The sequence below is a fragment of the Thioclava sp. DLFJ5-1 genome, assembly GCF_002020115.1.
Classification (GTDB): domain Bacteria; phylum Pseudomonadota; class Alphaproteobacteria; order Rhodobacterales; family Rhodobacteraceae; genus Thioclava; species Thioclava sediminum.
Map to the genome: position 1 here is coordinate 238,753 of NZ_MPZU01000002.1, position 22,070 is coordinate 260,822.

A 22,070-nucleotide genomic window follows, 5' to 3' on the forward strand; every position below is an offset into this window, starting at 1 on the left:
TTCGAGGGTGGACCGATGCGCTTGTCCCTGATTTTGGCCTGCATGCTGTCATGCGTGTCCTTTGCGACGACTCCGGCACGCGCCGACGGCCCGGCGGCGACGCCCGAACCGATCGCGGTGAAAGCCCGGTCCGCGATGCCGGTGCCGGGGGATCTGTCATTCGATCTGGTGGAGGGCGAGACGGTCTCTCTTGCCGATTTCCGCGGCAAGGTCGTGCTTGTGGTCAATACTGCCTCGAAATGCGGCTTCGCCCCGCAATTCACCGAGCTGCAGGAAATGTCCGAAACCTATGGCCGCGACGGTCTGGTGATCCTCACCGTGCCGTCGAACGATTTCCGGCAGGAACTCTCCACGGCGGAAGAGGCCAAGCGCTATTGCGCGCTGACTTTCGGGGCCGAATTGCCGATGGCGCAGCTCGCCAAGGTGAAGGGGCCGCAGGCGCATCCGTTCTATCGCTGGATGCGCGAAACGGAGGGGTTCGAGCCGAGCTGGAACTTCAACAAGGTGCTACTGGGCCGCGACGGATCGGTGATCGCGACCTATCCCGCCAGCGCAGAGCCCCTTTCGACCTGGATGCTGGGCGACGTCAAAGCCGCTCTCGCCACCGCGAGCCGAGGCTGAGCGAAAGGCGCTCGCGCCCTGCCTATGACGCAATAAATGCTTGCGATACTGGCCGATCGCGCCTATATGGGCGCGGTCTGAGACAGGTTGGGACTCACCCGACCCGTATGCTATTGCAGCACAGACATTCCAACGAAAGACCGGCGGAGCCAACCGCAAGGCCAGAAAACCGAAGATGAAAAGGAAAATCTGAACGCATGTCGCAAAATGCAACCATGGACGAATTCGAAGCCCTTCTGAACGAGAGCCTCGAAATCGACACCCCGAACGAAGGTTCGGTTGTTAAAGGCAAGGTCATCGCCATCGAGGCGGGCCAGGCCATCATCGATGTCGGCTACAAAATGGAAGGCCGCGTCGAACTCAAAGAATTCGCCAACCCCGGCGAGGCTCCGCAGATCGAAGTCGGCGACGAAGTCGAAGTGTATCTCGACCGTGTCGAGAACGCTCGCGGCGAAGCCGTTATCTCGCGTGAGAAAGCCCGCCGCGAAGAGGCATGGGATCGTCTCGAAGCAGCTTACGCCAAAGAAGAGCGCGTCGAAGGCGCAATCTTCGGTCGCGTCAAAGGCGGCTTCACCGTCGATCTGGGCGGCGCTGTCGCGTTCCTGCCCGGCTCGCAAGTGGACGTGCGCCCGGTGCGCGACGCTGGCCCGCTCATGGGTCTCAAGCAGCCGTTCCAAATCCTCAAGATGGACCGTCGTCGTGGCAACATCGTTGTCTCGCGTCGTGCGATCCTCGAAGAGAGCCGCGCCGAACAGCGCGCCGAAGTCATCGCGAACCTCTCCGAAGGTCAGGTCGTCGATGGTGTGGTCAAGAACATCACCGAATACGGTGCGTTCGTTGATCTGGGCGGCGTCGACGGTCTGCTGCACGTCACCGACATGGCATGGCGCCGCGTGAACCACCCGTCCGAAATCCTGTCGATCGGCGAGACCGTCAAGGTCCAGGTCGTCAAGATCAACAAGGAAACCCACCGCATCTCGCTCGGCATGAAGCAGCTGCAGTCGGATCCGTGGGACTCGGTGGAATCGAAGTACGCTCTGGGTTCGGTCCACACCGGCCGCGTGACCAACATCACCGACTACGGCGCGTTCGTCGAGCTGGAGCCGGGTGTCGAAGGTCTCGTGCACGTGTCCGAGATGTCCTGGACCAAGAAGAACGTCCACCCCGGCAAGATCGTTTCGACGAGCCAGGAAGTCGACGTCATGGTCCTCGAGATCGACACCGCGAAGCGCCGCGTCTCGCTTGGCCTCAAGCAGACCATGCGCAACCCGTGGGAAGTCTTCGCAGAGACCCACCCGGTCGGCACCGTCATCGAAGGCGAAGTCAAGAACATCACCGAATTCGGTCTGTTCGTTGGCCTCGAGAACGACATCGACGGCATGGTGCACCTTTCGGACCTCAGCTGGGAACAGCGTGGCGAGGATGCGATCCAGGACTACCGCAAAGGCGACATGGTCAAGGCCGCTGTCACCGAAGTGGACACCGACAAGGAACGTATCTCGCTCTCGATCAAGGCGCTCGACGCCGACACGTTCTCCGATGCCGTTGACGGCGTGAAGCGTGGTTCGATCGTGACCGTGACCGTGACCGCGATCGAAGACGGTGGCGTCGAGGTGGAATATAACGGCATGAAGTCGTTCATCCGCCGTTCGGACCTCGCCCGCGATCGTGCCGACCAGCGCCCCGAGCGCTTCCAGGTTGGCGATCACGTCGATGTCCGCGTGACCAATGTCGACTCCAAGACCCGCAAGCTGGGTGTGTCGATCAAGGCGCGTGAGATCGCTGAAGAGAAAGAAGCCGTGGAACAGTACGGTTCGTCGGACTCGGGTGCGTCGCTGGGCGACATCCTGGGTGCCGCGCTCAAGGGCGACCAGTAAGAGATCGAGCCGCTTGGCTCAACGAGAGGCCCCGCCGATTGGCGGGGCCTTTTTCGTTCCGCAAAGCCTTGGCGATCTGCGAGGACGATTCGCGCAACGGGTGACGCGTGGGCGGGCGAAGCGCCGAATTTCTGCGTTTGCGAAGGCGCTTCCGTCGGCGGCAGACCGCTAGGGGCGCGAATTTACGTGGATTTTCCGGGTCTTTGCTGTTCCGCGTTGCACCGATTGGTCCTATAATTGGGAAATGACGCATGTGAGAGCCGGGGGGACATCCGGCCAAGCCCGTGGGGGGAGATAGAAAGATGATCCGCTCTGAGTTGATCACGAAGATTGCCGAGGAGAATCCGCATCTCTACCAGCGGGATGTCGAAAAAATCGTAAATACGATCTTCGACGAGATCACCGAGGCGCTGGCCTCGGGCGACCGCGTCGAGCTTCGTGGGTTCGGGGCTTTCTCCGTCAAGAAGCGCGATGCGCGCACCGGTCGGAACCCGCGCACCGGCGAGGCGGTTGAGGTCGAGGAAAAACACGTACCCTTCTTCAAGACCGGTAAGCTGCTGCGCGACCGGCTGAACGGGAAAGAGGAATAAGAGCTAATGATTCGAGCGCTTCGGCTGCTGTTTCTCGGTCTGCTCGCCGTGGTCCTGATCGGGCTGGCGCTGGCCAATCGTCAAATCGTCACGCTGCGGGTGCTGCCGCTCGAGGCGGGCAGCTTCCTTGGCTGGGACTGGGCGGTTCAGGTGCCGTTGTTCCTCGTGATCCTCGCGGGCGTCCTGCTGGGCCTTCTGATCGGCTTCGTCTGGGAATGGGCGCGCGAGTCCCGCCTACGTCGCAATGCCCGCCAGTCGGACCGCAAGGCGCGCAAGCTCGAAGCTGAAGTTCAGACGCTGCGCCACGACAAGACCGGCCCGAAGGACGACGTGCTGGCGCTGCTCGAACAGCCCTCGCGCTGAGATGCCCACCGTTGCCATAGACCGCAACGCGCAGGGTCTCGCCCGCGTCAAGATTTGCGGACTGCGCAAGGCCGAGGACATCGCCGCCGCCGTCGAGGCGGGCGCGCGCTATGTCGGCTTCGTCTTCTTCCCCAAATCCCCGCGCCATCTGGAGATCGCCGAGGCGCGTACTTTGGCGCAGGATGTCGAACCCGGCATCGCCAAGGTCGGTCTGGTGGTGAACCCCACTGATGAGCTTCTCACCGAGATCCTCGATGCCGTGCCGCTCGACATGATCCAGCTTCACGGTTCGGAGACGCCTGAGCGCGTGACGGAGATCCGCACCAAGTTCGGCCTGCCGGTGATGAAAGCCGTGGGCGTGGCCGATGCCGCCGATCTGCCGAAGATCGCGGAGTATGAGGCGGTGGCCGACCAGATCCTGCTCGATGCCAAGCCGCCGAAAGAGGCGGAGCTTCCGGGCGGCAACGGGCTTTCCTTCGACTGGCGGCTGATCGCCGGGCGCACGTGGGAAAAGCCGTGGATGCTGGCCGGGGGGCTGACGCCGGACAACGTGGCCGAGGCGATCCTGCTGACCGGCGCGCGGCAGGTCGATGTCTCCTCGGGCGTGGAGAGCGCACCGGGCGTCAAAGATCCCGAGAAAATTCGCGCTTTCATCCAGGCGGCCCGTCAGGGCGCGGCCTGAGCGGCGCCTGACCCCGCGCAGACGCGAGTATTTTTGGCCAGATGCAGGGGCGGGGATTTATCTCGCCCCGCTTTGACGCTAGACCGATCCTCACGACAAGCGCGAGGTGTGCCATGGCTGACGATCTGATCAATTCCTTCATGAATGTGCCCGATGAAAACGGGCGCTTCGGCATTTTCGGCGGCCGCTTCGTGTCCGAGACGCTGATGCCGCTGATCCTCGCGCTCGAAGAGGAATACGAGAAGGCCAAGACCGATCCCGATTTCTGGGCGGAGATGGACGATCTCTGGAAGCACTATGTCGGCCGTCCGTCGCCTCTGTATTTCGCGCCCCGCATCACCGAAGAGCTGGGCGGCGCGAAGATCTATCTCAAGCGCGACGAGCTGAACCATACCGGCGCGCATAAGATCAACAACGTGCTGGGCCAGATCCTGCTGGCGCGGCGCATGGGCAAGACCCGGATCATCGCCGAGACCGGCGCGGGCCAGCATGGCGTCGCCACCGCGACGGTCTGCGCGAAATTCGGCCTCAAATGCGTGGTCTATATGGGCGCCACGGATGTCGAGCGTCAGGCGCCGAACGTCTTCAGGATGCGCCTGCTGGGCGCCGAGGTCGTGCCGGTGAAATCGGGTCGCGGCACGCTGAAGGATGCGATGAACGATGCGCTGCGCGACTGGGTGACCAATGTGCGCGACACGTTCTATTGCATCGGCACGGTCGCCGGGCCGCATCCCTATCCGGCCATGGTCCGCGACTTCCAGTCGATCATCGGCAAGGAGGTGCGCTGGCAGCTTGAAGAGCAGGAAGGCGAGGGCCGTCTGCCCGACACCGTGATCGCGGCGATTGGCGGCGGCTCTAACGCGATGGGCCTGTTCCATCCGTTCCTCGACGACAAATCCGTGCGCATCATCGGCGTCGAGGCTGGCGGTCACAGCGTCGACGAGAAGATGGAGCACTGCGCCTCGCTCACCGGCGGGCGCCCGGGCGTGCTGCATGGTAACCGGACCTATCTGCTGCAGGACGAGGACGGGCAGATCCTCGAAGGGCATTCGATCTCGGCCGGGCTCGACTATCCGGGCATCGGGCCGGAGCATAGCTGGCTGCACGACACCGGCCGCGCGGAATATGTGAACATAACCGACAAGGAGGCGCTGGAGGCGTTCCAGTTCTCCTGCCGTCTCGAAGGGATCATCCCCGCGCTCGAGCCCTCGCACGCGCTGGCCCATGTGATGAAGATTGCGCCTGACCTGCCCAAGGACCATATCATCGTGATGAACATGTGCGGGCGCGGTGATAAGGACGTTTTCGCGGTCGCGAAGCATCTCGGCTTCGACATGGACGCATAAACTCAGGTTTACGGCGTACAACCTGAGGTTTATTGCTCCTCCATAACCCAATTGGCAATGGACCGGCGGGCGTTGTCCGCCGACCCTTTGCGCTGACGTCGCAGCCCGCGGCGGACAATTGTTCCGGAGGAGATAGAAGATGAAAATGAAATCCACCCTCGCCGCGCTGGCGGCTCTCGCGGTCTCGGCACATATGGCACAGGCTGAAGTGTCCACGGACGGTATCGCTGCCGATCTGCAGGCCAATGGCTTCACCAATGTCGAGATCAAGGTCGGCCCGACCCAGGTGAAGGCCGAGGGTTACAACCCGAACGGCACCAAGATCGAAGTGGTCTACGACCGCGCCACCGGCAAGATCCAGAAGCAGGAAATGTCGCGGACGCGCGCCGGCTATGACATGACGCAGGGCGTCAGCGTCCGTCAGCAGTCGGAAGATTTCTACGACGGCAGCGACGACGACCATATGGACGATCACGGCGACGACCATTCGGGCAGCGACGATCACATGGATGACAGCCACGACGACGACCACACCACGTCCGATTCCGATCACAGCTCGGATGACGGCGGCTCGCATGAGAGCGGCTCTGACGATGGCGGTTCGCACGACAGTGGCTCCGACGGCGGCGGGTCGCATGACAGCGGCGGCGACGACGGTGGCGACGACGACTGATCCGAACGGACTTGCCCGGTGCCATGTGCGCCGGGCATAATCCTCTGAAATGCCGCGTTCGCGCGCGGAGGGAGTTTTGCCGATGAGACTGCGCAGAGATCTGGCGATAGCCGCGTTGATCGGCGCGCTGAGCGTGCCCGTGGCGCCAGGGCTCGCGCGGGCCGAGACCGCGAGCGAAGCGGTCACCCGGCAACTCAAATCCTACGGCTACCAGAATATCGATGTGCACCGGACCTTGCTGGGCCGCGTGCGCATCACCGGCACCCGCAAAGGCGTCGAGCGCGAAATCGTCCTCGATCCGCGCAGCGGCGAGATTCTGCGCGACCTGTCGCGCTCCAGCCGTACGCCGATCCTAAACAATAGCCCTCTGGGCGGCAGCGCCTCGGGGAGCTATACCGCGACCTCCACCTCCGACCGCACAACGACGACCTCCGATAGCGACTCCTCCGACGACTCCTCGGACGATAGCAGTAGCGCATCGGGCAGCGACGATGGCGGAAGCCACGACAGCAGCGATAGCGACAGTAGCGGTGGCGGCGGCGGCGACAGCGGTGGCGGCGACGATGGCGGCGGGGAAAGCGACGATGATTGACGCCTCGGACCGACCGGCGGGAGCGGCGCGATGACGTCGCGGCTGCGCCGTGCGGTGCTTGTCGGGGCGATCTTGCTGTTTCAGGCGGTCTGCGCGCTGTTCTTCATCTCCGATATCCTGCTGTCGGTCTTCGGCCTCTATCCCGCGCCGATCAGCTGGCAGAACCGCGAAATCCTCGAACTCGGGGCGGCGCTTGGCCTCATTCTGGGGCTCGCGCTCGGCGCCTTCGCCCTGGCAGGTGCGCTGCGAGAGGGGGCACGGGCGAAGGCGCGTCTGCGCCGGGCGACCTCGGCCTTTGAGGACCTGCTGGAAGAGCGTTTCTCGGACTGGGGCCTCACGGCGGCCGAACGCGAGGTCGCGCTTTTTGCGATCAAGGGGCTGAGCACGGCGGAAATCGCGGCGCTCCGCGAGACCTCCGAGGGCACCGCCAAGGCGCAAAGCGCCGCGATCTACCGCAAGGCGGGGGTGAACGGGCGCGGCGCGCTTCTGAGTCTTTTCGTCGAGGACATGATGGACCAGCGTGCCGACGCGGCGCAACGCAGCGACACGACGGCGAAGCAGGGCGTGACGGCGGTGGCCAAGGGCTGAGCGCTCAGGCCCGGAGCGAGCGCGTATCCTCATAGGCGAACTCGATCAGCGCGCGCAGCTTGCGCGGCAGGCGCGGCCCGTCGAGATAGACCGCATGAAGCGGGATGCGCAGCAGCGTCTCGGGCGGAAACAGTGAAACCAGCCGCCCCGCCGCGATCTCCGGCTCCAGCACGAATTCCGGCCCGTAGGTGATGCCATGCCCCGCCAGCGCCAGTTCGCAGGCGGCGCGCCCGCTATTGACGCGGATTTGCGCCGGAACGGGCAGGGCGGCGATCTCTCCGCCCGCGCGATAGCGCCAATGCGGGATCGCACTGTGATTGGTGTCGTGGATGCAGCGGTGATCCGCCAGATCGGCGATTTGACCCGGGCGGCCCACGCGTTCGAGATAGGCCGGAGAGGCGACCACCCGCATCCCGATCTCGCCCAGCTTGCGCGCCCGCAGCGCCTGATCGCGGAGCTGCCCGATCCGGAAGGCGAGGTCGATCCCCTCGGCGGCCAGATCGGTCGCGGCATCCGAGAGCGTCAGGTCGATCACCAGATCGGGGTGGGGGGTTGCGAAGCGCGCGAGCATCTCCGCCAGATAGACCTCGCCGAAAGTGACCGGCGCGGAGATCCGCAGCACGCCCGAAAATCCGCGAGATTGCTCCGATACCGCGCCCAGAAGATCGTCGAGCCCGTCGAGCACGCTTGGCGCCTCGGCCAGCAGACGCTCGCCCGCGGGCGTCAGTCCGATCCGCCGCGTCGTGCGTTGCAACAGTCGCGTGCCAAGGCGGTCCTCCAGCTCGGCCACGTATTTCGAGGCGAGCCGGTTGGAGATGCCCAGCTGCTCTGCCCCTGCAGTGAACGAGCCCGCGCGGGCGGTCGCGACGAAGGCGCGGAGTTGTTCGGTGATGTCCATCGCTATTCAGAACAAAATGGTAAAAGTCATTCCTGATAATATCCATTTTATTCGCTAACGGAATGGCTAATTTCCTCGCTGTAACGCGAACACACCGCACAGAGCTTGCGGTTACAGGAGACAGACCATGATCGACACCAAACTCGCCCCTTACGGCATCCTCGTCCTGCGCCTTCTGACCGGCGCTCTGTTCCTCGTCCACGGGCTGACGAAGCTGTTCGTCTTCACCCCGGCCGGCACGATGGGCTTCTTTGAATCGCTGGGCCTGCCCGGCTGGCTCGGCATCCTCACGATGGCGGCGGAAATTCTCGGCGGTATCGCCTTGATCACCGGCATCTATGCGCGGATCGTATCCTTCGGGCTCGGGTTCATCCCGCTCGGCGCGGCCTTCACGGCACACTGGGGCAACGGCTTCGGCTTCTCGAACCAGGGCGGCGGCTGGGAATACCCGGTGATGTGGGCCATCGTGCAATTCGCGCTCGCGGCTCTGGGTGACGGCCTCTATGCGCTGCGCCCGACCAAACTGAAGTGACAGGAGGAGACGATGGCTACCAGTGATGCAAATGTCGAAATCGGCCATGTGACCCTCGTGGTGCATGACCTCCCGGCGGTGGGTGCGTTCTACGAGAGCGTGCTCGGGCTGGAGCGGATCTCGGGCGACGCAACCGAGGCGCGCTACGGCGTCGACGGCAAGGTGCTCGTGATCCTCAAGGCCGACGCATCGGCGCGCAAATCGAGCCGGTCGGAAGCGGGGCTGTTTCACACCGCCTTCCTGCTGCCCGAGCGGGCCGATCTGGGCGCCTGGCTGACCCACGCCGCCGAGACCGGCATCCGGCTCGACGGGGCGTCCGATCACCTCGTCAGCGAGGCGGTCTACCTGCACGACCCCGAGGGCAACGGCATCGAGATCTACCGCGACCGCGCCCGCGAGGACTGGCCGCGCAAGGACGGGATGATCGCGATGGTGACCGATCCGATCGACCTGCGCGACGTGATGGCAGAGGCCCGTGGCCCGTGGCGCGGTGCGCCGAAAGGCACGGTGATCGGCCACGTTCACCTTCAGGTGGGCGCGCTCGACCCGGCGGAGCCGTTCTATGCCGAGACGCTCGGCGCGGATGTGATGGCGCGCTATCCGGGGGCGAATTTCCACGGCTGGGGCGGCTATCACCACCACCTCGCCACCAATGTCTGGAACAGCCGCGGGGCCAAAGAGCGTCACCAGCCCGCGACCGGTCTGGTCGAGGTCGGACTGAAGGCGGACGCCGAACCGCTCGCCGCCTTTCGCGAGGCCTATGGCGACAGCGTGGCCGACCCGTGGGGCACGCGCTTCACATGGTCCGCGAAGTGATCGAGAGATAAGAGAAAGGCGCCCGCGATGGGCGCCTTTTCCGCTTACAGGATGTGGTTCACATGGCCCATCTTGCGGCCCGGCTTCACCTCGGCCTTGCCGTAGAGATGCACCTGATACCGCGCGAGCTTCGCCAGTCCCGGCACCCGGTCCATATCGTCGCCGATCAGATTTTCCATCTCGACATCGCAATGGCGCGAGCCGTCGCCCAGCGGCCAGCCGGTCACGGCGCGGATATGCTGCTCGAACTGGTCGACAGCGCAACCCGCCTGTGTCCAGTGGCCGGAATTATGCACGCGGGGCGCGATCTCGTTCACGATCAGCGCGTCGCGGGTGACGAAAAGCTCGACCCCCATCACGCCGACATAATCGAGCTTGTTCAGGATCTTGGCCGCCAGCAGAACCGCATCGGTGCGCTGGTTGTCGGTGATCGCGGCGGGGACCAGCGTGGTGCGCAGGATGCCGCCCTCATGCTTGTTCTGGCCCGGATCGAAGCAGGAGATCGCGCCATCCTCGGCGCGCGCGCCGATCACGGAGATCTCCTTGAAGAACTCCACGAAGCCTTCGAGGATCGCGGGCGCGCCCTTCATATCCTCCAGCGCGGCGGCGGCCTCTTCGGGCGCGTTGATCACAACCTGACCCTTGCCGTCATAGCCGAAGCGACGGGTCTTCAGGATCGCGGGGCAGCCGATCTCGGCGATCGCTTCCTGCAGGTCCTCGAGATCGTCCACGGCGGCGAAAGGCGCGGTGGCGAGGCCCAGATCGTTGAGGAAGGCTTTCTCGACCAGACGGTCCTGACTGACCGCGAGCGCCTTGCGGCTCGGGCGGATCGGTTTGAGGCTCTCCAGCAGATCGAGCGCCGAGGTCGGCACGTTCTCGAATTCGTAGGTGATGACGTCCACCGCCTCGGCGAAGGCGCGCAACGCGGCCTCGTCCTCGTAGGGCGCGGTCGTCACCGCATGGGCCACGTCGCCTGCGGGCGGGTTCGCGCCCGGCTCGAAGATATGGGTCTTGTAGCCCAGACGCGAGGCCGCGACCGAGAGCATCCGGCCCAGCTGACCGCCGCCGAGGATGCCGATCACCGATCCATAGGGCAGGGGCTCACTCATCTTCCGGCTCCTCCTTGATCGAGGCCGAGAGCTTCTCGCGCCAGTCGTCGAGCCGCTTCGCCAGACCTTCATCCGACACCGCGAGGATGCCAGCCGCCATGAGGCCGGCATTGGCCGCGCCCGCAGCCCCGATCGCCATGGTCGCGACCGGGAAGCCCTTGGGCATCTGCACGATGGAATAGAGGCTGTCGACGCCCGAGAGCGCCCGGGTCTGCACCGGCACGCCGATCACCGGCACGCGGGTTTTTGATGCCATCATGCCCGGCAGGTGCGCCGCACCGCCAGCGCCTGCGATGATGACGTGCAGCCCACGCTCCACGGCCGTCTTGCCATAGGACCAGAGCCTGTCGGGAGTGCGATGGGCCGAGACGATCTTCGCCTCGTATTCCACACCGAGTTCGTCGAGAATTTCCGCCGCCTCTTTCATCGTGGACCAGTCGGACTGGCTGCCCATGATGATTCCCACTTTCACGCTCATGACGCCCCCTTTTCAGATGGAGCGCGCACTATAGGAATCTGTGCCGTCGCGGCAAGCCCCGGAGGCGCGCAGGCGCCGATCGGATTGGTCGAGAGGTCAGGTTCAGGCGATGATGTCGGGGGTGAGCTGGTCTTCGATCCGCGCGATCTCGTCTTTCAGGGCCAGCTTTTGCTTTTTCAGCCGCACAAGGCGCAGCTGATCTGAATGCACGGCCTGCGTGAGCGCCAGGATCGCCTCGTCCAGATCGCGGTGTTCGCGGCGCAGCACTTCCAGTTTTACCCGCAGCACTTCTTCATGATCCATCTCGAGATGGGCGTTCATATCCGTATCGTCCGGTTCTGGTTGCGCAAAATATCATCCGCCCGACTCGGCCAAGGCGGTCAGGTGGGAGGGTCAATATAACAGGTTTCGAACGGGTTAGGAGAAAATTTGCCGTCAGCGTAAATGGTCGGCGGGGTCTTGCAGGGGGCTTCCACGCCGCCCATATTTGATCAGTGGGCTGCCGAAGATCGGGGCCCGAACTTGCAACGTCGCTTGATCAAGGGCTTGCCGAATGACGAAACTGAGTTTTGGCGCACATCCCTACCTGCTGGGCTTCGACCAGTTGGAACGGTTGGTGGAACGCACCGCCAAGGGATCGGATGCCTATCCGCCGTATAACATCGAACAACGCGGCGAGGATGCATTCCGCATCACGCTCGCAGTGGCAGGCTTCCGCGAGGAAGACCTCGCGATCACGCTCGAAGACCGGGCACTCGTGATCCGCGGCCGTCAAAGCGAAGAGGACAGCGAACGCCTGTTCCTTCATCGCGGGATCGCCGCACGGGCCTTTCAGCGCAGCTTCGTGCTCGCAGAAGGGGTCGAGGTCGCAGCCGCGACGATCGAGAACGGTCTTCTGCATGTCGATCTGAACCGGGCCCCGCCCGAGACGATCGTGCAGACCATCCCGATCGAGCGGAAATGAACAGGCAGGAAAGGAAACGCGCAATGAATACGGAATATGATTTCGGCGATAATGCCGAGCATCCCATCGTCTATGTCCGCGAAGTCGCGGTCGTCGATCTGCCCGAGGAAATCCGGGCCGAGCTGGACGATGTCGATCACCTCTATGCGGTGCATGACAGCGATGGCGAACGGCTCGCGCTGGTGAAGGACCGCAAGCTGGCCTTCTCGCTGGCCCGGCAGAACGATCTGGACCCGGTCTCGGTCCATTGATCGGCTGAAAGGACGCGAAAGGCGCCCGGGGGATCACCCTCGCGGCGCCTTTTTCATTTCCAGATGCGAGATCGCGAAAGAGGCCGCGACGCATCCGGTAAACAGGTACAGCCCCCAGGCCGTCTCGAGCCGCCCGACGCCCACGCCCTTCGCCACCACGATATAGATCGCGATCAGGAAGATGTCGGCCATCGCCAGCTTGCCGAGGATATTGAGCGCGGGCAGCAGGCGCGGCGCGGCCAGATCGAACTGGATCAGCGCGACGCCGATCACCTTCAGATAGGGGGCAAAGAGCGCGAGGAAGCTGACGAGCAGGGCGAGGAACACATCCGTCCGCCACAACGTCTGCAACCCGCTGAGCACCGAGATCTCTTCCAGCCCGAAGAAGGGCAAGAGCCCCGCGCGCAGAAGCGGCGCGGCCCAGGCGAGGGGGAAGAGAAGCAAGAGCGCCAGATTGGCGAATTTCAGCATCGACCGGCGCTCACCCCTAGGGGCGCTCAGACCCCGTTACGACTTGGATTCTTTCTTCGCGATCGGCACCACATTGGGCTGCGGGCCGTCTTCGATTTCGTAGCCCAGCAGGGGCAGGATGTCACGCAGGTCGCGCTCCAGCAGGCTGAACTCGGCACTGACCTCGCGCTCTTCGGTCTCCACATCGGTCAGCCATTCGCGCAGCTCCGAGCATGTCCGGCGGGCGACCGAAATCTGATCGCTCAGGGTCTCGGCCTCTTGCTGGCGCTGTTCGAGGAAGGCGCGGGCGCGTTTGACTTTCTCGGCGGAATAGACCTCAGCGAGATCGCGCGATTGCAGACTCATCTGCGCGGCCAGTTCCAGAAGTTCGGGCTCCAGCCCGCCCAGATCGGGATGCTGGCGCAGATGGGTGATCCGCTCGCGCACCGCGTCGAATTCGCCCGAGAGCGCGAAGACGCCCGCGCGATCGGAATCGTGGGCGCTGCGATAGGCGCGGGCCACGTCATCCATGCCGACATGAAAGCGGCGATGGCTGCCTTCGAGCTTGGACACGCGCGAGCAGGAGGGCAGATAGAGCAACAGGATCAGCGCCAGCAAGGCCGCGCCCACCTGCAGCCAGACACCGAAATCGGGCAGGGCGGTTTCGCCGAATTGCGCCTCGAGGCTGAGCCACGGCATCAACCCGAGCGAGGCGGCTGCGACCGCGCCGATGGCGGCGAGTGCGGTGATTGCGACAGTGACGGTGAGCGTTTGGCCAATTGCCGCGTTGAAACGGTCTAGATTGGGGCTTCCTACCTGTTCGGTTTGCATGATGTGACCTCCCCCCGGTTCCCATATTGAAGATAGCGGCCAGTTCCGGTCCGAGATTGAGTCTCGTTGGCGGATCAAGCACTTGGGGAGAATGCGCGGAAATTCGCTTGGTTCCGCAGCCTGTGTATTAACGAAGCGTTTCGATCGGCCCTTCGGCGCGCCCGTGGATGAACTGCTGGACGTAAGGGTCGGAAGTTTCGTCCATTTCCGCGATCGGGCCTTCCCAGCGAATTTTGCCCGCATGAAGCATCGCAACGCGGTCGGCAATCGCGCGGACCGAGGACATGTCATGGGTGATGGTCATCGCGGTCGCGCCCATCTCGGTGACGATCTCGCGGATCAGCTCGTTGATGACGCCCGCCATGATCGGGTCGAGCCCGGTTGTGGGCTCGTCGAAGAAGATGATCTCGGGCTCTGCCGCGATGGCGCGGGCGAGGCCGACGCGTTTCTGCATCCCGCCCGACAGTTCCGCCGGATACAGGTCCGCCACATCGGGCGACAGCCCCACGCGACGCAGCTTCTCGATGGCGATCTCGCGCGCCTCCGCCTTGGGTCGTTTCAGCGCGCCGCGCAGCAGGCGGAAGGCCACGTTTTCCCAGACCGAGAAACTGTCGAACAGCGCGCCGCCCTGAAACAGCATCCCGAAGCGGGCGAGGAACGCGTCGCGCTCGCCCTCATGCACGTCGACCCCGTCGAGGGTGATCTTGCCGCCATCGGGCTCGATCAGCCCGAGGATGCATTTCAGCAGCACCGATTTGCCGGTGCCCGAGCCGCCGATGATGACGGTGGATTGCCCCGTCGGCACCACCAGATCGACGCCGCGCAGGACGTGTTTCGATCCGAAACTCCGCGTTATGCCGTCGAGGGTGATCATGCCGAGAAGAAGGCCTCCGTCAGCACGTAATTCGCGGCGAGGATCGCGACCGAGGCGGCGACCACCGCCGATTTCGTGGCCCGGCCCACGCCCTGCGCGCCGCGGCCCGAATTCATCCCGTGATAGCAGCCCATCGTGGCCACGATGAAACCGAAGGCCGCCCCTTTCACGAGGCCCGATCCCACATCCCAGAATTCAAGGAAGTCCCATGTGTTCTTGAGATAGGTGGCCGAGTTGAAGCCGAGGCGGTTCACGCCGACCATCCAGCCGCCCATGATCCCGATCACGTCGCCCACGCCGACCAGCATCGGCACGCAAAGCGTCGCGGCCAGCACGCGCGGCACGGTGAGATATTTCATCGGATTGGTCGAGAGCGTGGTGAGCGCGTCGATCTGCTCGGTCACTTTCATCGTGCCGATCTCGGCGGCGATACTCGACGCGACGCGTGCCGCCACCATCAACCCGCCCAGAACCGGGCCCAGCTCGCGCACCATGCCGATTGCGGTGATCGAGGGCACGACCTGTTCGGCCGAGAAGCGCGCGCCGCCCGCGTAGATCTGCAGCGCCAGCGCGGCGCCGGTAAACAGCGCGGTCATCCCCACGACCGGCAGCGACAGCCAGCCGATATTGAGGCACGCAAGCCAGAATTCGCGCAGGTAGAAGGGCGGGCGGAGCAGGTGGCTCAGCGTCTCGCCCACAAAGAGCGACAGCCGCCCCGTCGCCGCCATCAGCGCGAGCGTGGCCCGCCCCAGCGCGGCCAGCGGTCGGCTGAGCGCCGCTGCATTCATGCGGTGGGCTCCGCGTAATTCCGGGCATAGCGGGGACCGAGCGAGGTCAGGATTTCATAGCCGATCGTGCCCGCCAGATCGGCCAGCGTATCGACGCCCTGATGCGCGCTAAGCAGATCGAGCGTGTCGGGCACCGTATCGAGATCGGTCACATCCACCGTCAGCAGGTCCATCGAGACGCGGCCCCGCAGCGGACATGCCGTGTCGCCCGCGTAAAGCGCGGTGATGTTCGACAGCACGCGGTGAATTCCGTCAGCATAGCCCGCCGAGAGCGTCGCGATCTTCGTCTCGCGCTCGGCGGTCCAGGTGTTGCCGTAGCCCACGGTTTCGCCGGGTTGGACCACGCGGGTCTGGATCACCGGCAGCGACAGGGTCGCGACATGGCGCGCCTCCTCGAAGGGGCGCCCGCCGTAGAGGCCAATGCCGGGCCGCGTCACGTCGAAATGATAGTCCGGGCCTAGCAGAATGCCGCCCGTCGCCGAGAGCGAGCGGCTCAGCCCCATCCCGTCGGTCATCCGTTTGAACTCGGCCAGCTGCTTGGCGTTCATCTCGTGCTCGGGCTCGTCGGAACAGGCGAGGTGGCTCATCACCAGCTCGATCCCGCGCTCCATCAGCTGCGGCGCGGTGGCCTGCCACTCGGCTGCCTCCATCCCGAGCCGGTTCATTCCGGTGTCGAGCTGCACGCCCACGGGGCTCTCGGGGATCGCCTGCAGATGCCGCTGGGCCTGTTCGGCGGAGTTGAGCATCGGGATCAGCCGCGCGTCGCGCAGGAAGCCAGCATCGCCCGCCATGTGACCGCCGAGGATGAAGATTCGCGCGTCCTCGCCCAGATGCGGGCGCAGTCGCGCGCCTTCCTCGGCCAGCGCGACGAAGAAGTCCCGCGCACCCGCCTGATACAGAGCCGGGGCCACGCGCCCTGCGCCCAAGCCGTAGCTGTCGGCTTTCACCACCGCCGCCGTGCGCGTCGCCGCGCCCGATTGCGCATCGAGAGCGCGCCAATTGCTGACCACTGCGTCGAGGTCGATATGAAGATTTGCCTGTGCCATGGCCCCTTTTTCTGCGCACACGGCCTCAGGTCAAGGGCAATCCGCGCAAGCCGCGCGCATGGCTGCGTTTCAGGGAAAGCTGCGCCCGTCTTCCAGCCGCGCAAGGATGGCCTCCGGCCCGCCCTGATGCGCCTCCCAGATCAGCACGGCGCAGGCGGCCTCGGCATAAAGCCCGTTGTCGCGCCCGGCCTGCGGCGCCCAGTCGAAAGGCGAGCTGGGCAGGTCGGCGCGCGGCAGCGCCTGACAGCGCTCGATACCCGAGCCCGGCCCGAGATAGCGCGGATCGTTCGAGACCAGCACCGAGAGCCCCTCGTCGAACCACGCGGGCATCCGACCGCGCACCTGACCCAGCACGCCCAGCCGGGCATGGGTCTCTGTATGGGTCAGCTCATGGGCGAGGATCGTCTCGGTCAGCCCGCGCGGGGCCACGCGCACCACCGCCCAAGCCCCGAGCGAATAGGTCACCGCCGCAGCGCCCCGTCCGCCGAGGCGGCGGTCGCAGGCGTCGCTCGTGCAGGCGAGAATGCGGGTATGGGCTTCGCGCGTCGGGTAGAATTGGCCGACCGTATCGCGCGCCGCATCGACCGTCTCGACCAGATCGCGCCGCTCTGTGCGGCTCATCTCATGTTCGACGAAAATGCCCGGCGCGGCCCGGTCCATCCCGAAACAGCGCGGGCACAGCCCCGCCGCCAGCACCGGGTAGAACCACAACAGCGCGAGCAGACCCAAAAGCCCACCCGCCAGAAGTGCCAATACTGAGACCCGGATCACGCGCCACATGCTGCCAAGATGGCGCAAGCCGCGTCTTTGACCAAGCGTCAGTCGCGCGGGCGGAGAATTTGTCGCAGAGCGCCGTGCAGCGTCTGCACCTCCGAGCGGGTCATCGCAAAGCGCGTCCACATGTTGCGCAGGTTGCGCTTCATCATCGGCGCTTTCGCAGGCGGGTGGAAGAAGCCCGCCTCCTCGAGCCGCTGCTCGAAGTGATCGCCCAGCTTCTCGACCTCGACCGCGCTCGCCGGATCATGGCCCGCAAGGCCGGGATCGACCGGCACCGACTCGAGCGTGTGGCGCGAATATTCATAGGCCGACAGCAGCACCGCCTGCGCGAGGTTGAGCGAGAAGAATTCCGGGTTCACCGGCACGGTGATGATCGCATTGGCGCGCAGGATGTCGTCATTCTCCAGCCCCGTGCGCTCGGGCCCGAAAAGCACGCCGACCTTCTGGCCCGCGACGATGCGTTTGCGCGCCTCCTCCATCGCCGCCTCGGGCGTGTAGATCGGTTTGGGCAGCTCGCGGCCCCGCGCGGTGGTCGCGAAGACGTAATCGCAGTCGGCCACCGCGTCCGCCACGCTGTCATAGACGCCCGCGAAGTCGAGCACTTGACCGGCCGCGCCCGAGGCCATCGCCACCGCTTTCGGATTGGGCCAGCCGTCGCGCGGCTCCACCAGCCGCATCTTGCGCAGCGAGAAGTTCAGCATCGCGCGCGCCGCCGCTCCGATATTCTCGCCCATCTGCGGACGCACGAGGATGAAGGCGGGCTGGGCGGGATCGGGAATTTCGGGCGTATTGGGCATGGGCGGTCCTTTCGCGCCTCTCCTAGTCGCGCAAGCTGGCACTGGCAAGGCCGCGCCGCTTGCGTTAATAGGCGGCCAAGACCCGCAAAGGAGCCTGCCCATGGCCGAAGACCGCCCGCAGATTTACCTGATCACGCCGCCCGCTTTCGACGCCGAGGAATTCGCGCCGAAACTGGCCTCGGTGCTCGATGCGCATGACATCGCCTGCATCCGCCTGTCGCTGGCCAGTCGCGACGAATACGAGATCGGTCGGATCGCCGATGCGATGCGCGAAGTGGCCCATACCCGCGACGTGGCGCTGGTGATCGAATCCCATGTCGCTCTGGTGGAACGCCACGGGCTCGACGGGGTGCATTTCACCGACGGCGCGAAGCAGATCCGCTATGGCCGCAAGGAGCTGGGTGACGACGCGATCGTCGGAAGCTACTGCGGCAATTCCCGCCATGAGGGGATGAACGCGGGCGAGGCTGGGGCCGACTATGTCTGCTTCGGTCCGATCGGCGAGACCAATCTCGGCACCGCCGAACCCGCCGAACATGAGCTGTTCGCCTGGTGGTCGGAAGTGATCGAGGTGCCGGTGGTGGCTGAAGGTGCGCTCACCGAAGAGCTCGTGACGAAATTCGCCCCCGTCACCGACTGGTTCGCCTTCGGCGACGAGGTCTGGCGCGAGGACGACCCTGCCGCAGCTCTGGGACGGTTCATCAAGGCGATGTCGTGATGCCGGATTGGCTCGGCGATAGCGACGGCCCGATGGGCGATCACGGGGCCTTCATGGAGAGCGAGCTGCAGGTGCCGCGCGCCGATCTGGCCTCGCATATCCGCCAGCTTCCGGGCGAACGGCTGCTGGTCGGGCTGGTCGGCGGCCCCGGTGCGGGCAAGTCGCATCTCGCGCATGAGCTGGCCGAGGCGCTCGGGACGCAATCGGCTATCGTCGCGATGGACGGGTTTCACCGCGACAATGACTGGCTCGACGAACGCGGCTTGCGTAACGTGAAGGGCGCGCCGGAAACCTTTGATACGGAAGGGTTTTTTCAGCTTCTTGCACGGCTGAAATCGAGCCGTGAGGACGAGCCCGTGCCGACCTTCGACCGCGATCTGGACGCGACCGTTCCGGGCGGCGCAAGCGTGCCGGGCTCGGCGAAATACCTTATCGTCGAGGGCAATTACCTGCTGCTGACGCGGCCCGGTTGGAGCGATCTCTACCCGCTCTTCGATCTCACGATCCGCATCGATCTGCCAGAAGAGGTGCTGCGCGAGCGGCTCACTCAACGCTGGCGCGATCAGGGCTGCGATCTGGCCGAGACGCGCCGCCGCGTCGAAGAAAACGACCTGCCCAATGGCCGCACCATCACGCGCGAGAGCCGCGCCGCCGATCTGGTCGTGCGCGACTGATCCGTTCGGCTTGGTCGAAATATCCCGGGGGGCTGGCAGGGCCAGCGGGGGCAGAGCCCCCTCAACGCTCTGAAACTCTGAGGTAAATCCCGTCCTTGCCGCGCACCGTCAGATGCGCGACGGGGACCGGTTCGCGGCCTTCGACCGCCTCGAACCGAAACGCCCGCAGCAGCATTGCCAGCACAAGCGGCCCCTCCGCCATTGCGAAGCCTGCGCCGGGACAGACCCGCGCGCCCGAGGAGAACGGGATATAGGCGCGGCGCTGACAGGCCTTGCCGTTCTCGGTCTCCCAGCGGCTCGGGTCGAACCCGTCGGGGTTGTCCCAGAGCCGCTCGTGGCGATGCAGATGCCACGGTGAGATGACGACCTGGCTGCCCGGTTTGACCGCGCGGTTGCGGAAACGCTCCGGGCAGGTCGCCTCGCGGACGAACATCGGCACGGGCGGATAAAGCCGCATCGCTTCGCGGAAGGTCGCGCGGTTCAACTTCAGCGTGGAAAGCACGGAAAAGTCGTGACTTTCCGCCAGCGCGGTCTCGGCTTCTTCGGCCAGCCGATCCTGCCATTCGGGATGCGTCGCCAGCAGATAGAGCGCCCATGCCAGCGCCGAGGCGGAGGTCTCGTGGCCCGCGAGGAAGAAAATCGCGACCTGATCGACCATCTCGGCGGTGTCGAAGGTCTCGCCGGTTTCGGGATCGGCGGTCGTCATGATCTTGGTCGCCAGATCGTCGGGCGCGGTGCCTGCGGCGATCCGGGCGGCGCGCTCTGTCGTCAGCCGCTCGATCAGCGCGCGGATACGGGCCGCGGTGCGTTTCGTCTCGCGCGCATGGAACCGCGGAAACCACCGCGGCAGCGGCAGCAGCGCACCGAGATTGACCACCGGAGAGGCACGTTGATGGCGCTTGAAAGCGGCGAACACGGCGCTGGCGGTCGCATCCTCGATCGGGATCGAGAACAGGGTACGGAAGATGATATCCGCGGCGACGTGAGAGGTTTCCGTTTCAATATCAAACGGTTCGGCGTCGGTCTTCATATTCAACCGATCGACGCAATCCTCACCCGCCGCCCACATCGCGGGGAAGGTCTCGCGCAGTTTGCCGCCCTCGAAGGCCGGGTCGATGATCCGGCGCTGGCGCTGCCATTGCGCGCCATTGGTGATGAAGACACTCTCGCGCAGAAGCGGTTTCAGCCCCTCGCGCACGCGGTCGGATTTCGGGAAATCCATCGGGCGTTTGTTGAGCACCAGATCGACCAGATCGGGGTCGTTGCACATATAGGAGCGGAAGAACGGCGTGCGGAACTCGGCCATCCAAGCGCGGTAGAGACGCGCGGGCTGGGCCGAGAGGATGTCGGATTTGAACAGCCGGAAATAGCGCCAGAGCGAGACGCGATCCGGGCGCGGGGTCGGTTTCGGGGGCAGGCGGGACGGCTGGTTCATGTGACGCTCGTGAAGCGGTTCGCGGGCGTCGTGATCCGGCTTTTCGACGGGGCGCGGCCGTGGAAGCGGTCGGCCAGCGTCAGCGGCCCGGCGGTCAGGCGGAAATAGTCGTAATCCCCGGGCCGGTCGAAGGCGCAGAGATATTGGAAATGCAGCCGGAAGAAGCGCCAGCGGAGGGTGCGCCAACGCTCGGGGCTGAGCGTCTGGGTGAAGGCGGCGGAGATCACCAGCGGGTGGATCTTGTCGTCCGGTGCCACGCCCGACACGGCGACCGGATCGCAGAGCGCGAAGGCGCAGCCATCGCCCGGCGCAGTCACGTCGAGCCAGAACAGCTCGGACCGCGTGGCGAGGTAGGCGAGATTGGCGCGCAGGCGGGTCGCGCGGGGCAGGTAGCTTACCATCGGGACGACCTGACCGAGCGACAGGAAGGAGAGCGCCGGGGGCGCTGCCCCCCGGCCTGACGGCCTCCCCCCGGGATATTTTTGCCAAGAGGAAGGGGCGAGGCGGTTTTCGCGGATCAGGTCGGCGAGGATCGAGACGGCGAGGTGGGCGCCCGAGGAATGGCCGACGATCAGCACCTCGTCCCAGTCCTCGCGCATCGCCTCTTCGATGCGGGCGGCGAATTCGGCCATGCGCGCTTCGAGTTCTGGCGGGTTCGCGCCGCCCCAGCGCGCGGTGAATGCGTAGTCGTGCATCAGGTAATAGGCGAAGAGCTTCCCGTCCTTGGCGCGGAACCAGCGTAGGGTGAGCGTGAGGATCGCGGCGCCGAGGATGAGGCCCGCGAGCCAGTCGAGCGGGAAGCCGGGCAGGAGCGCCAATGCGAGTGCGGCCGCTGCCCAACCGAGGCCGCCCCCGATCAGCGCCTGCACGATCAGCGCCACGATCGGATAGAGCGCTGCGATCACCGGGCCTTTGCGCAGCCGCATCAGCCGGAACAGCGCGCCGGAGGCGATATAGGCCCAGGCGGTGCGGATCAGTTGCGCGTAGGTCGCGGGGATCGACTTGCCCATCGATGAGCGCACGATATCGGACCAGACCAGCACTTCGACATCGGCCTCGACCTCCGCGCCGTCCTGGGTGGAGGTGACATGCCAGCCATAGGGGCCGCCTGCGCGTTTCGGGGCCAGTGCGATCTCGTAGCCAGAGATGCGGGCTTGGTCTGCGCCTTCCTTGCGGTAGAGCTCGCGGTAGCGGCGGGGATGAATCGGGTCGTAGCCGGGGATGTAGAACACCCGGCGCCTGTGCACCCGCGCTAGAGACCCGCTTGTCATTCACTGCCCTTCCTCGCGGGCAGATTAGC

28 protein-coding genes are annotated in these 22,070 nt (G+C 65.2%); 15 read left to right on the forward strand and 13 right to left on the reverse strand.

Annotated elements, in window-relative coordinates; translation table 11 throughout:
* Positions 1–15 precede the first annotated feature (15 nt).
* The 9 genes from BMI86_RS08445 (at position 16) to BMI86_RS08485 (ending at position 7,332) form a co-directional block, all read left to right on the forward strand.
* Complete coding sequence (locus tag BMI86_RS08445) at positions 16–621, forward strand: glutathione peroxidase (RefSeq protein ID WP_168173820.1); 606 nt, start codon at positions 16–18, stop codon at positions 619–621.
* 197 nt (positions 622–818) lie between these two features.
* Positions 819–2,498: a 30S ribosomal protein S1 gene (gene rpsA, locus BMI86_RS08450; protein WP_078540696.1), complete on the forward strand. Its 1,680-nt coding sequence runs from the start codon at positions 819–821 to the stop codon at positions 2,496–2,498.
* Positions 2,499–2,800: 302 nt separating this feature from the next.
* Entirely contained in the window at positions 2,801–3,088 is a 288-nt protein-coding gene (ihfB, locus tag BMI86_RS08455; RefSeq protein WP_075774953.1) for an integration host factor subunit beta, read from the forward strand.
* Between the two features lie 6 nt (positions 3,089–3,094).
* Positions 3,095–3,451 carry a LapA family protein gene (locus BMI86_RS08460; RefSeq protein WP_152844360.1) on the forward strand — a complete coding sequence of 119 codons (357 nt, stop codon included), beginning with the start codon at positions 3,095–3,097 and terminating at the stop codon, positions 3,449–3,451.
* Position 3,452: 1 nt separating this feature from the next.
* Positions 3,453–4,133, forward strand: coding sequence for a phosphoribosylanthranilate isomerase (locus BMI86_RS08465; RefSeq protein ID WP_078540697.1), 681 nt, complete (start codon positions 3,453–3,455; stop codon positions 4,131–4,133).
* Between the two features lie 113 nt (positions 4,134–4,246).
* Complete coding sequence (trpB, locus tag BMI86_RS08470) at positions 4,247–5,479, forward strand: tryptophan synthase subunit beta (protein ID WP_078540698.1); 1,233 nt, start codon at positions 4,247–4,249, stop codon at positions 5,477–5,479.
* Positions 5,480–5,618: 139 nt separating this feature from the next.
* Positions 5,619–6,152 (forward strand): PepSY domain-containing protein, encoded by a 534-nt coding sequence (locus tag BMI86_RS08475; protein WP_078540699.1) that lies wholly within the window; start codon positions 5,619–5,621, stop codon positions 6,150–6,152.
* 82 nt (positions 6,153–6,234) lie between these two features.
* Positions 6,235–6,744, forward strand: a complete 510-nt coding sequence (locus BMI86_RS08480; RefSeq protein WP_078540708.1) for a hypothetical protein — start codon at positions 6,235–6,237, stop codon at positions 6,742–6,744.
* Between the two features lie 30 nt (positions 6,745–6,774).
* Complete coding sequence (locus BMI86_RS08485) at positions 6,775–7,332, forward strand: LuxR C-terminal-related transcriptional regulator (RefSeq protein ID WP_078540710.1); 558 nt, start codon at positions 6,775–6,777, stop codon at positions 7,330–7,332.
* Between the two features lie 4 nt (positions 7,333–7,336).
* Here the strand turns inward: BMI86_RS08485 and BMI86_RS08490 are convergent, their stop codons facing one another.
* On the reverse strand, positions 7,337–8,230 hold the full coding sequence (locus BMI86_RS08490; protein ID WP_078540712.1) for a LysR family transcriptional regulator: 894 nt from the start codon (positions 8,228–8,230) through the stop codon (positions 7,337–7,339).
* Between the two features lie 127 nt (positions 8,231–8,357).
* Between BMI86_RS08490 and BMI86_RS08495 the strand changes: the two genes are divergently transcribed.
* Both BMI86_RS08495 and BMI86_RS08500 read left to right on the forward strand, forming a co-directional pair.
* Positions 8,358–8,762 carry a DoxX family protein gene (locus tag BMI86_RS08495; protein WP_078540714.1) on the forward strand — a complete coding sequence of 135 codons (405 nt, stop codon included), beginning with the start codon at positions 8,358–8,360 and terminating at the stop codon, positions 8,760–8,762.
* A gap of 12 nt (positions 8,763–8,774) precedes the next feature.
* On the forward strand, positions 8,775–9,578 hold the full coding sequence (locus tag BMI86_RS08500; RefSeq protein ID WP_078540716.1) for a VOC family protein: 804 nt from the start codon (positions 8,775–8,777) through the stop codon (positions 9,576–9,578).
* A 44-nt stretch (positions 9,579–9,622) separates the two neighbouring features.
* On the opposite strand, the gene BMI86_RS08505 is transcribed toward BMI86_RS08500, so the two are convergent.
* The 3 genes from BMI86_RS08505 to BMI86_RS08515 form a co-directional block, all read right to left on the reverse strand.
* The gene (locus BMI86_RS08505; protein ID WP_078540718.1) at positions 9,623–10,687 is read right to left on the reverse strand and encodes a 5-(carboxyamino)imidazole ribonucleotide synthase; all 1,065 of its coding nucleotides are present in this window, start codon (positions 10,685–10,687) and stop codon (positions 9,623–9,625) included.
* On the reverse strand, positions 10,680–11,165 hold the full coding sequence (gene purE / locus BMI86_RS08510) for a 5-(carboxyamino)imidazole ribonucleotide mutase (protein WP_078540720.1): 486 nt from the start codon (positions 11,163–11,165) through the stop codon (positions 10,680–10,682). Before purE ends, BMI86_RS08505 begins: the two co-directional genes overlap by 8 nt.
* A gap of 102 nt (positions 11,166–11,267) precedes the next feature.
* Positions 11,268–11,486: a DUF465 domain-containing protein gene (locus BMI86_RS08515; RefSeq protein ID WP_078520817.1), complete on the reverse strand. Its 219-nt coding sequence runs from the start codon at positions 11,484–11,486 to the stop codon at positions 11,268–11,270.
* 232 nt (positions 11,487–11,718) lie between these two features.
* Here BMI86_RS08515 and BMI86_RS08520 point away from each other — a divergent pair, with 232 nt between their 5' ends.
* Together BMI86_RS08520 and BMI86_RS08525 are read left to right on the forward strand one after the other, a co-directional pair.
* Positions 11,719–12,129: an Hsp20 family protein gene (locus tag BMI86_RS08520; protein WP_078540722.1), complete on the forward strand. Its 411-nt coding sequence runs from the start codon at positions 11,719–11,721 to the stop codon at positions 12,127–12,129.
* A gap of 23 nt (positions 12,130–12,152) precedes the next feature.
* Positions 12,153–12,380, forward strand: coding sequence for a DUF1150 family protein (locus BMI86_RS08525; protein ID WP_078520815.1), 228 nt, complete (start codon positions 12,153–12,155; stop codon positions 12,378–12,380).
* Positions 12,381–12,413: 33 nt separating this feature from the next.
* Here the strand turns inward: BMI86_RS08525 and BMI86_RS08530 are convergent, their stop codons facing one another.
* The 7 genes from BMI86_RS08530 to BMI86_RS08560 all read right to left on the reverse strand — a co-directional run bounded on the left by BMI86_RS08530 (position 12,414) and on the right by BMI86_RS08560 (position 17,943).
* Complete coding sequence (locus BMI86_RS08530) at positions 12,414–12,851, reverse strand: paraquat-inducible protein A (RefSeq protein ID WP_078540724.1); 438 nt, start codon at positions 12,849–12,851, stop codon at positions 12,414–12,416.
* A gap of 36 nt (positions 12,852–12,887) precedes the next feature.
* On the reverse strand, positions 12,888–13,661 hold the full coding sequence (locus BMI86_RS08535; RefSeq protein ID WP_246831671.1) for a DNA repair protein: 774 nt from the start codon (positions 13,659–13,661) through the stop codon (positions 12,888–12,890).
* Between the two features lie 127 nt (positions 13,662–13,788).
* Positions 13,789–14,535 carry an ATP-binding cassette domain-containing protein gene (locus tag BMI86_RS08540; protein ID WP_078540730.1) on the reverse strand — a complete coding sequence of 249 codons (747 nt, stop codon included), beginning with the start codon at positions 14,533–14,535 and terminating at the stop codon, positions 13,789–13,791.
* Positions 14,532–15,323 carry an ABC transporter permease gene (locus BMI86_RS08545; protein ID WP_078520812.1) on the reverse strand — a complete coding sequence of 264 codons (792 nt, stop codon included), beginning with the start codon at positions 15,321–15,323 and terminating at the stop codon, positions 14,532–14,534. Before BMI86_RS08545 ends, BMI86_RS08540 begins: the two co-directional genes overlap by 4 nt.
* The gene (gene alr, locus BMI86_RS08550; RefSeq protein WP_078540738.1) at positions 15,320–16,369 is read right to left on the reverse strand and encodes an alanine racemase; all 1,050 of its coding nucleotides are present in this window, start codon (positions 16,367–16,369) and stop codon (positions 15,320–15,322) included. Before alr ends, BMI86_RS08545 begins: the two co-directional genes overlap by 4 nt.
* A gap of 69 nt (positions 16,370–16,438) precedes the next feature.
* On the reverse strand, positions 16,439–17,149 hold the full coding sequence (locus tag BMI86_RS08555; RefSeq protein ID WP_078540740.1) for a hypothetical protein: 711 nt from the start codon (positions 17,147–17,149) through the stop codon (positions 16,439–16,441).
* Positions 17,150–17,187: 38 nt separating this feature from the next.
* Positions 17,188–17,943, reverse strand: a complete 756-nt coding sequence (locus tag BMI86_RS08560; RefSeq protein WP_078540750.1) for an RNA methyltransferase — start codon at positions 17,941–17,943, stop codon at positions 17,188–17,190.
* A gap of 100 nt (positions 17,944–18,043) precedes the next feature.
* Between BMI86_RS08560 and BMI86_RS08565 the strand changes: the two genes are divergently transcribed.
* The gene (locus BMI86_RS08565; protein WP_078540751.1) at positions 18,044–18,661 is read left to right on the forward strand and encodes a thiamine phosphate synthase; all 618 of its coding nucleotides are present in this window, start codon (positions 18,044–18,046) and stop codon (positions 18,659–18,661) included.
* Positions 18,661–19,335 carry an AAA family ATPase gene (locus BMI86_RS08570; RefSeq protein WP_078540752.1) on the forward strand — a complete coding sequence of 225 codons (675 nt, stop codon included), beginning with the start codon at positions 18,661–18,663 and terminating at the stop codon, positions 19,333–19,335. The genes BMI86_RS08565 and BMI86_RS08570 overlap by 1 nt, the downstream gene beginning before the upstream one ends.
* Positions 19,336–19,396: 61 nt before the next feature.
* Here BMI86_RS08570 and BMI86_RS08575 read toward each other — a convergent pair whose 3' ends face one another.
* Both BMI86_RS08575 and BMI86_RS08580 read right to left on the reverse strand, forming a co-directional pair.
* Positions 19,397–20,770, reverse strand: coding sequence for a cytochrome P450 (locus tag BMI86_RS08575; RefSeq protein WP_078540754.1), 1,374 nt, complete (start codon positions 20,768–20,770; stop codon positions 19,397–19,399).
* Positions 20,767–22,041 carry a hypothetical protein gene (locus BMI86_RS08580; RefSeq protein ID WP_078540756.1) on the reverse strand — a complete coding sequence of 425 codons (1,275 nt, stop codon included), beginning with the start codon at positions 22,039–22,041 and terminating at the stop codon, positions 20,767–20,769. Before BMI86_RS08580 ends, BMI86_RS08575 begins: the two co-directional genes overlap by 4 nt.
* Positions 22,042–22,070 lie beyond the last annotated feature (29 nt).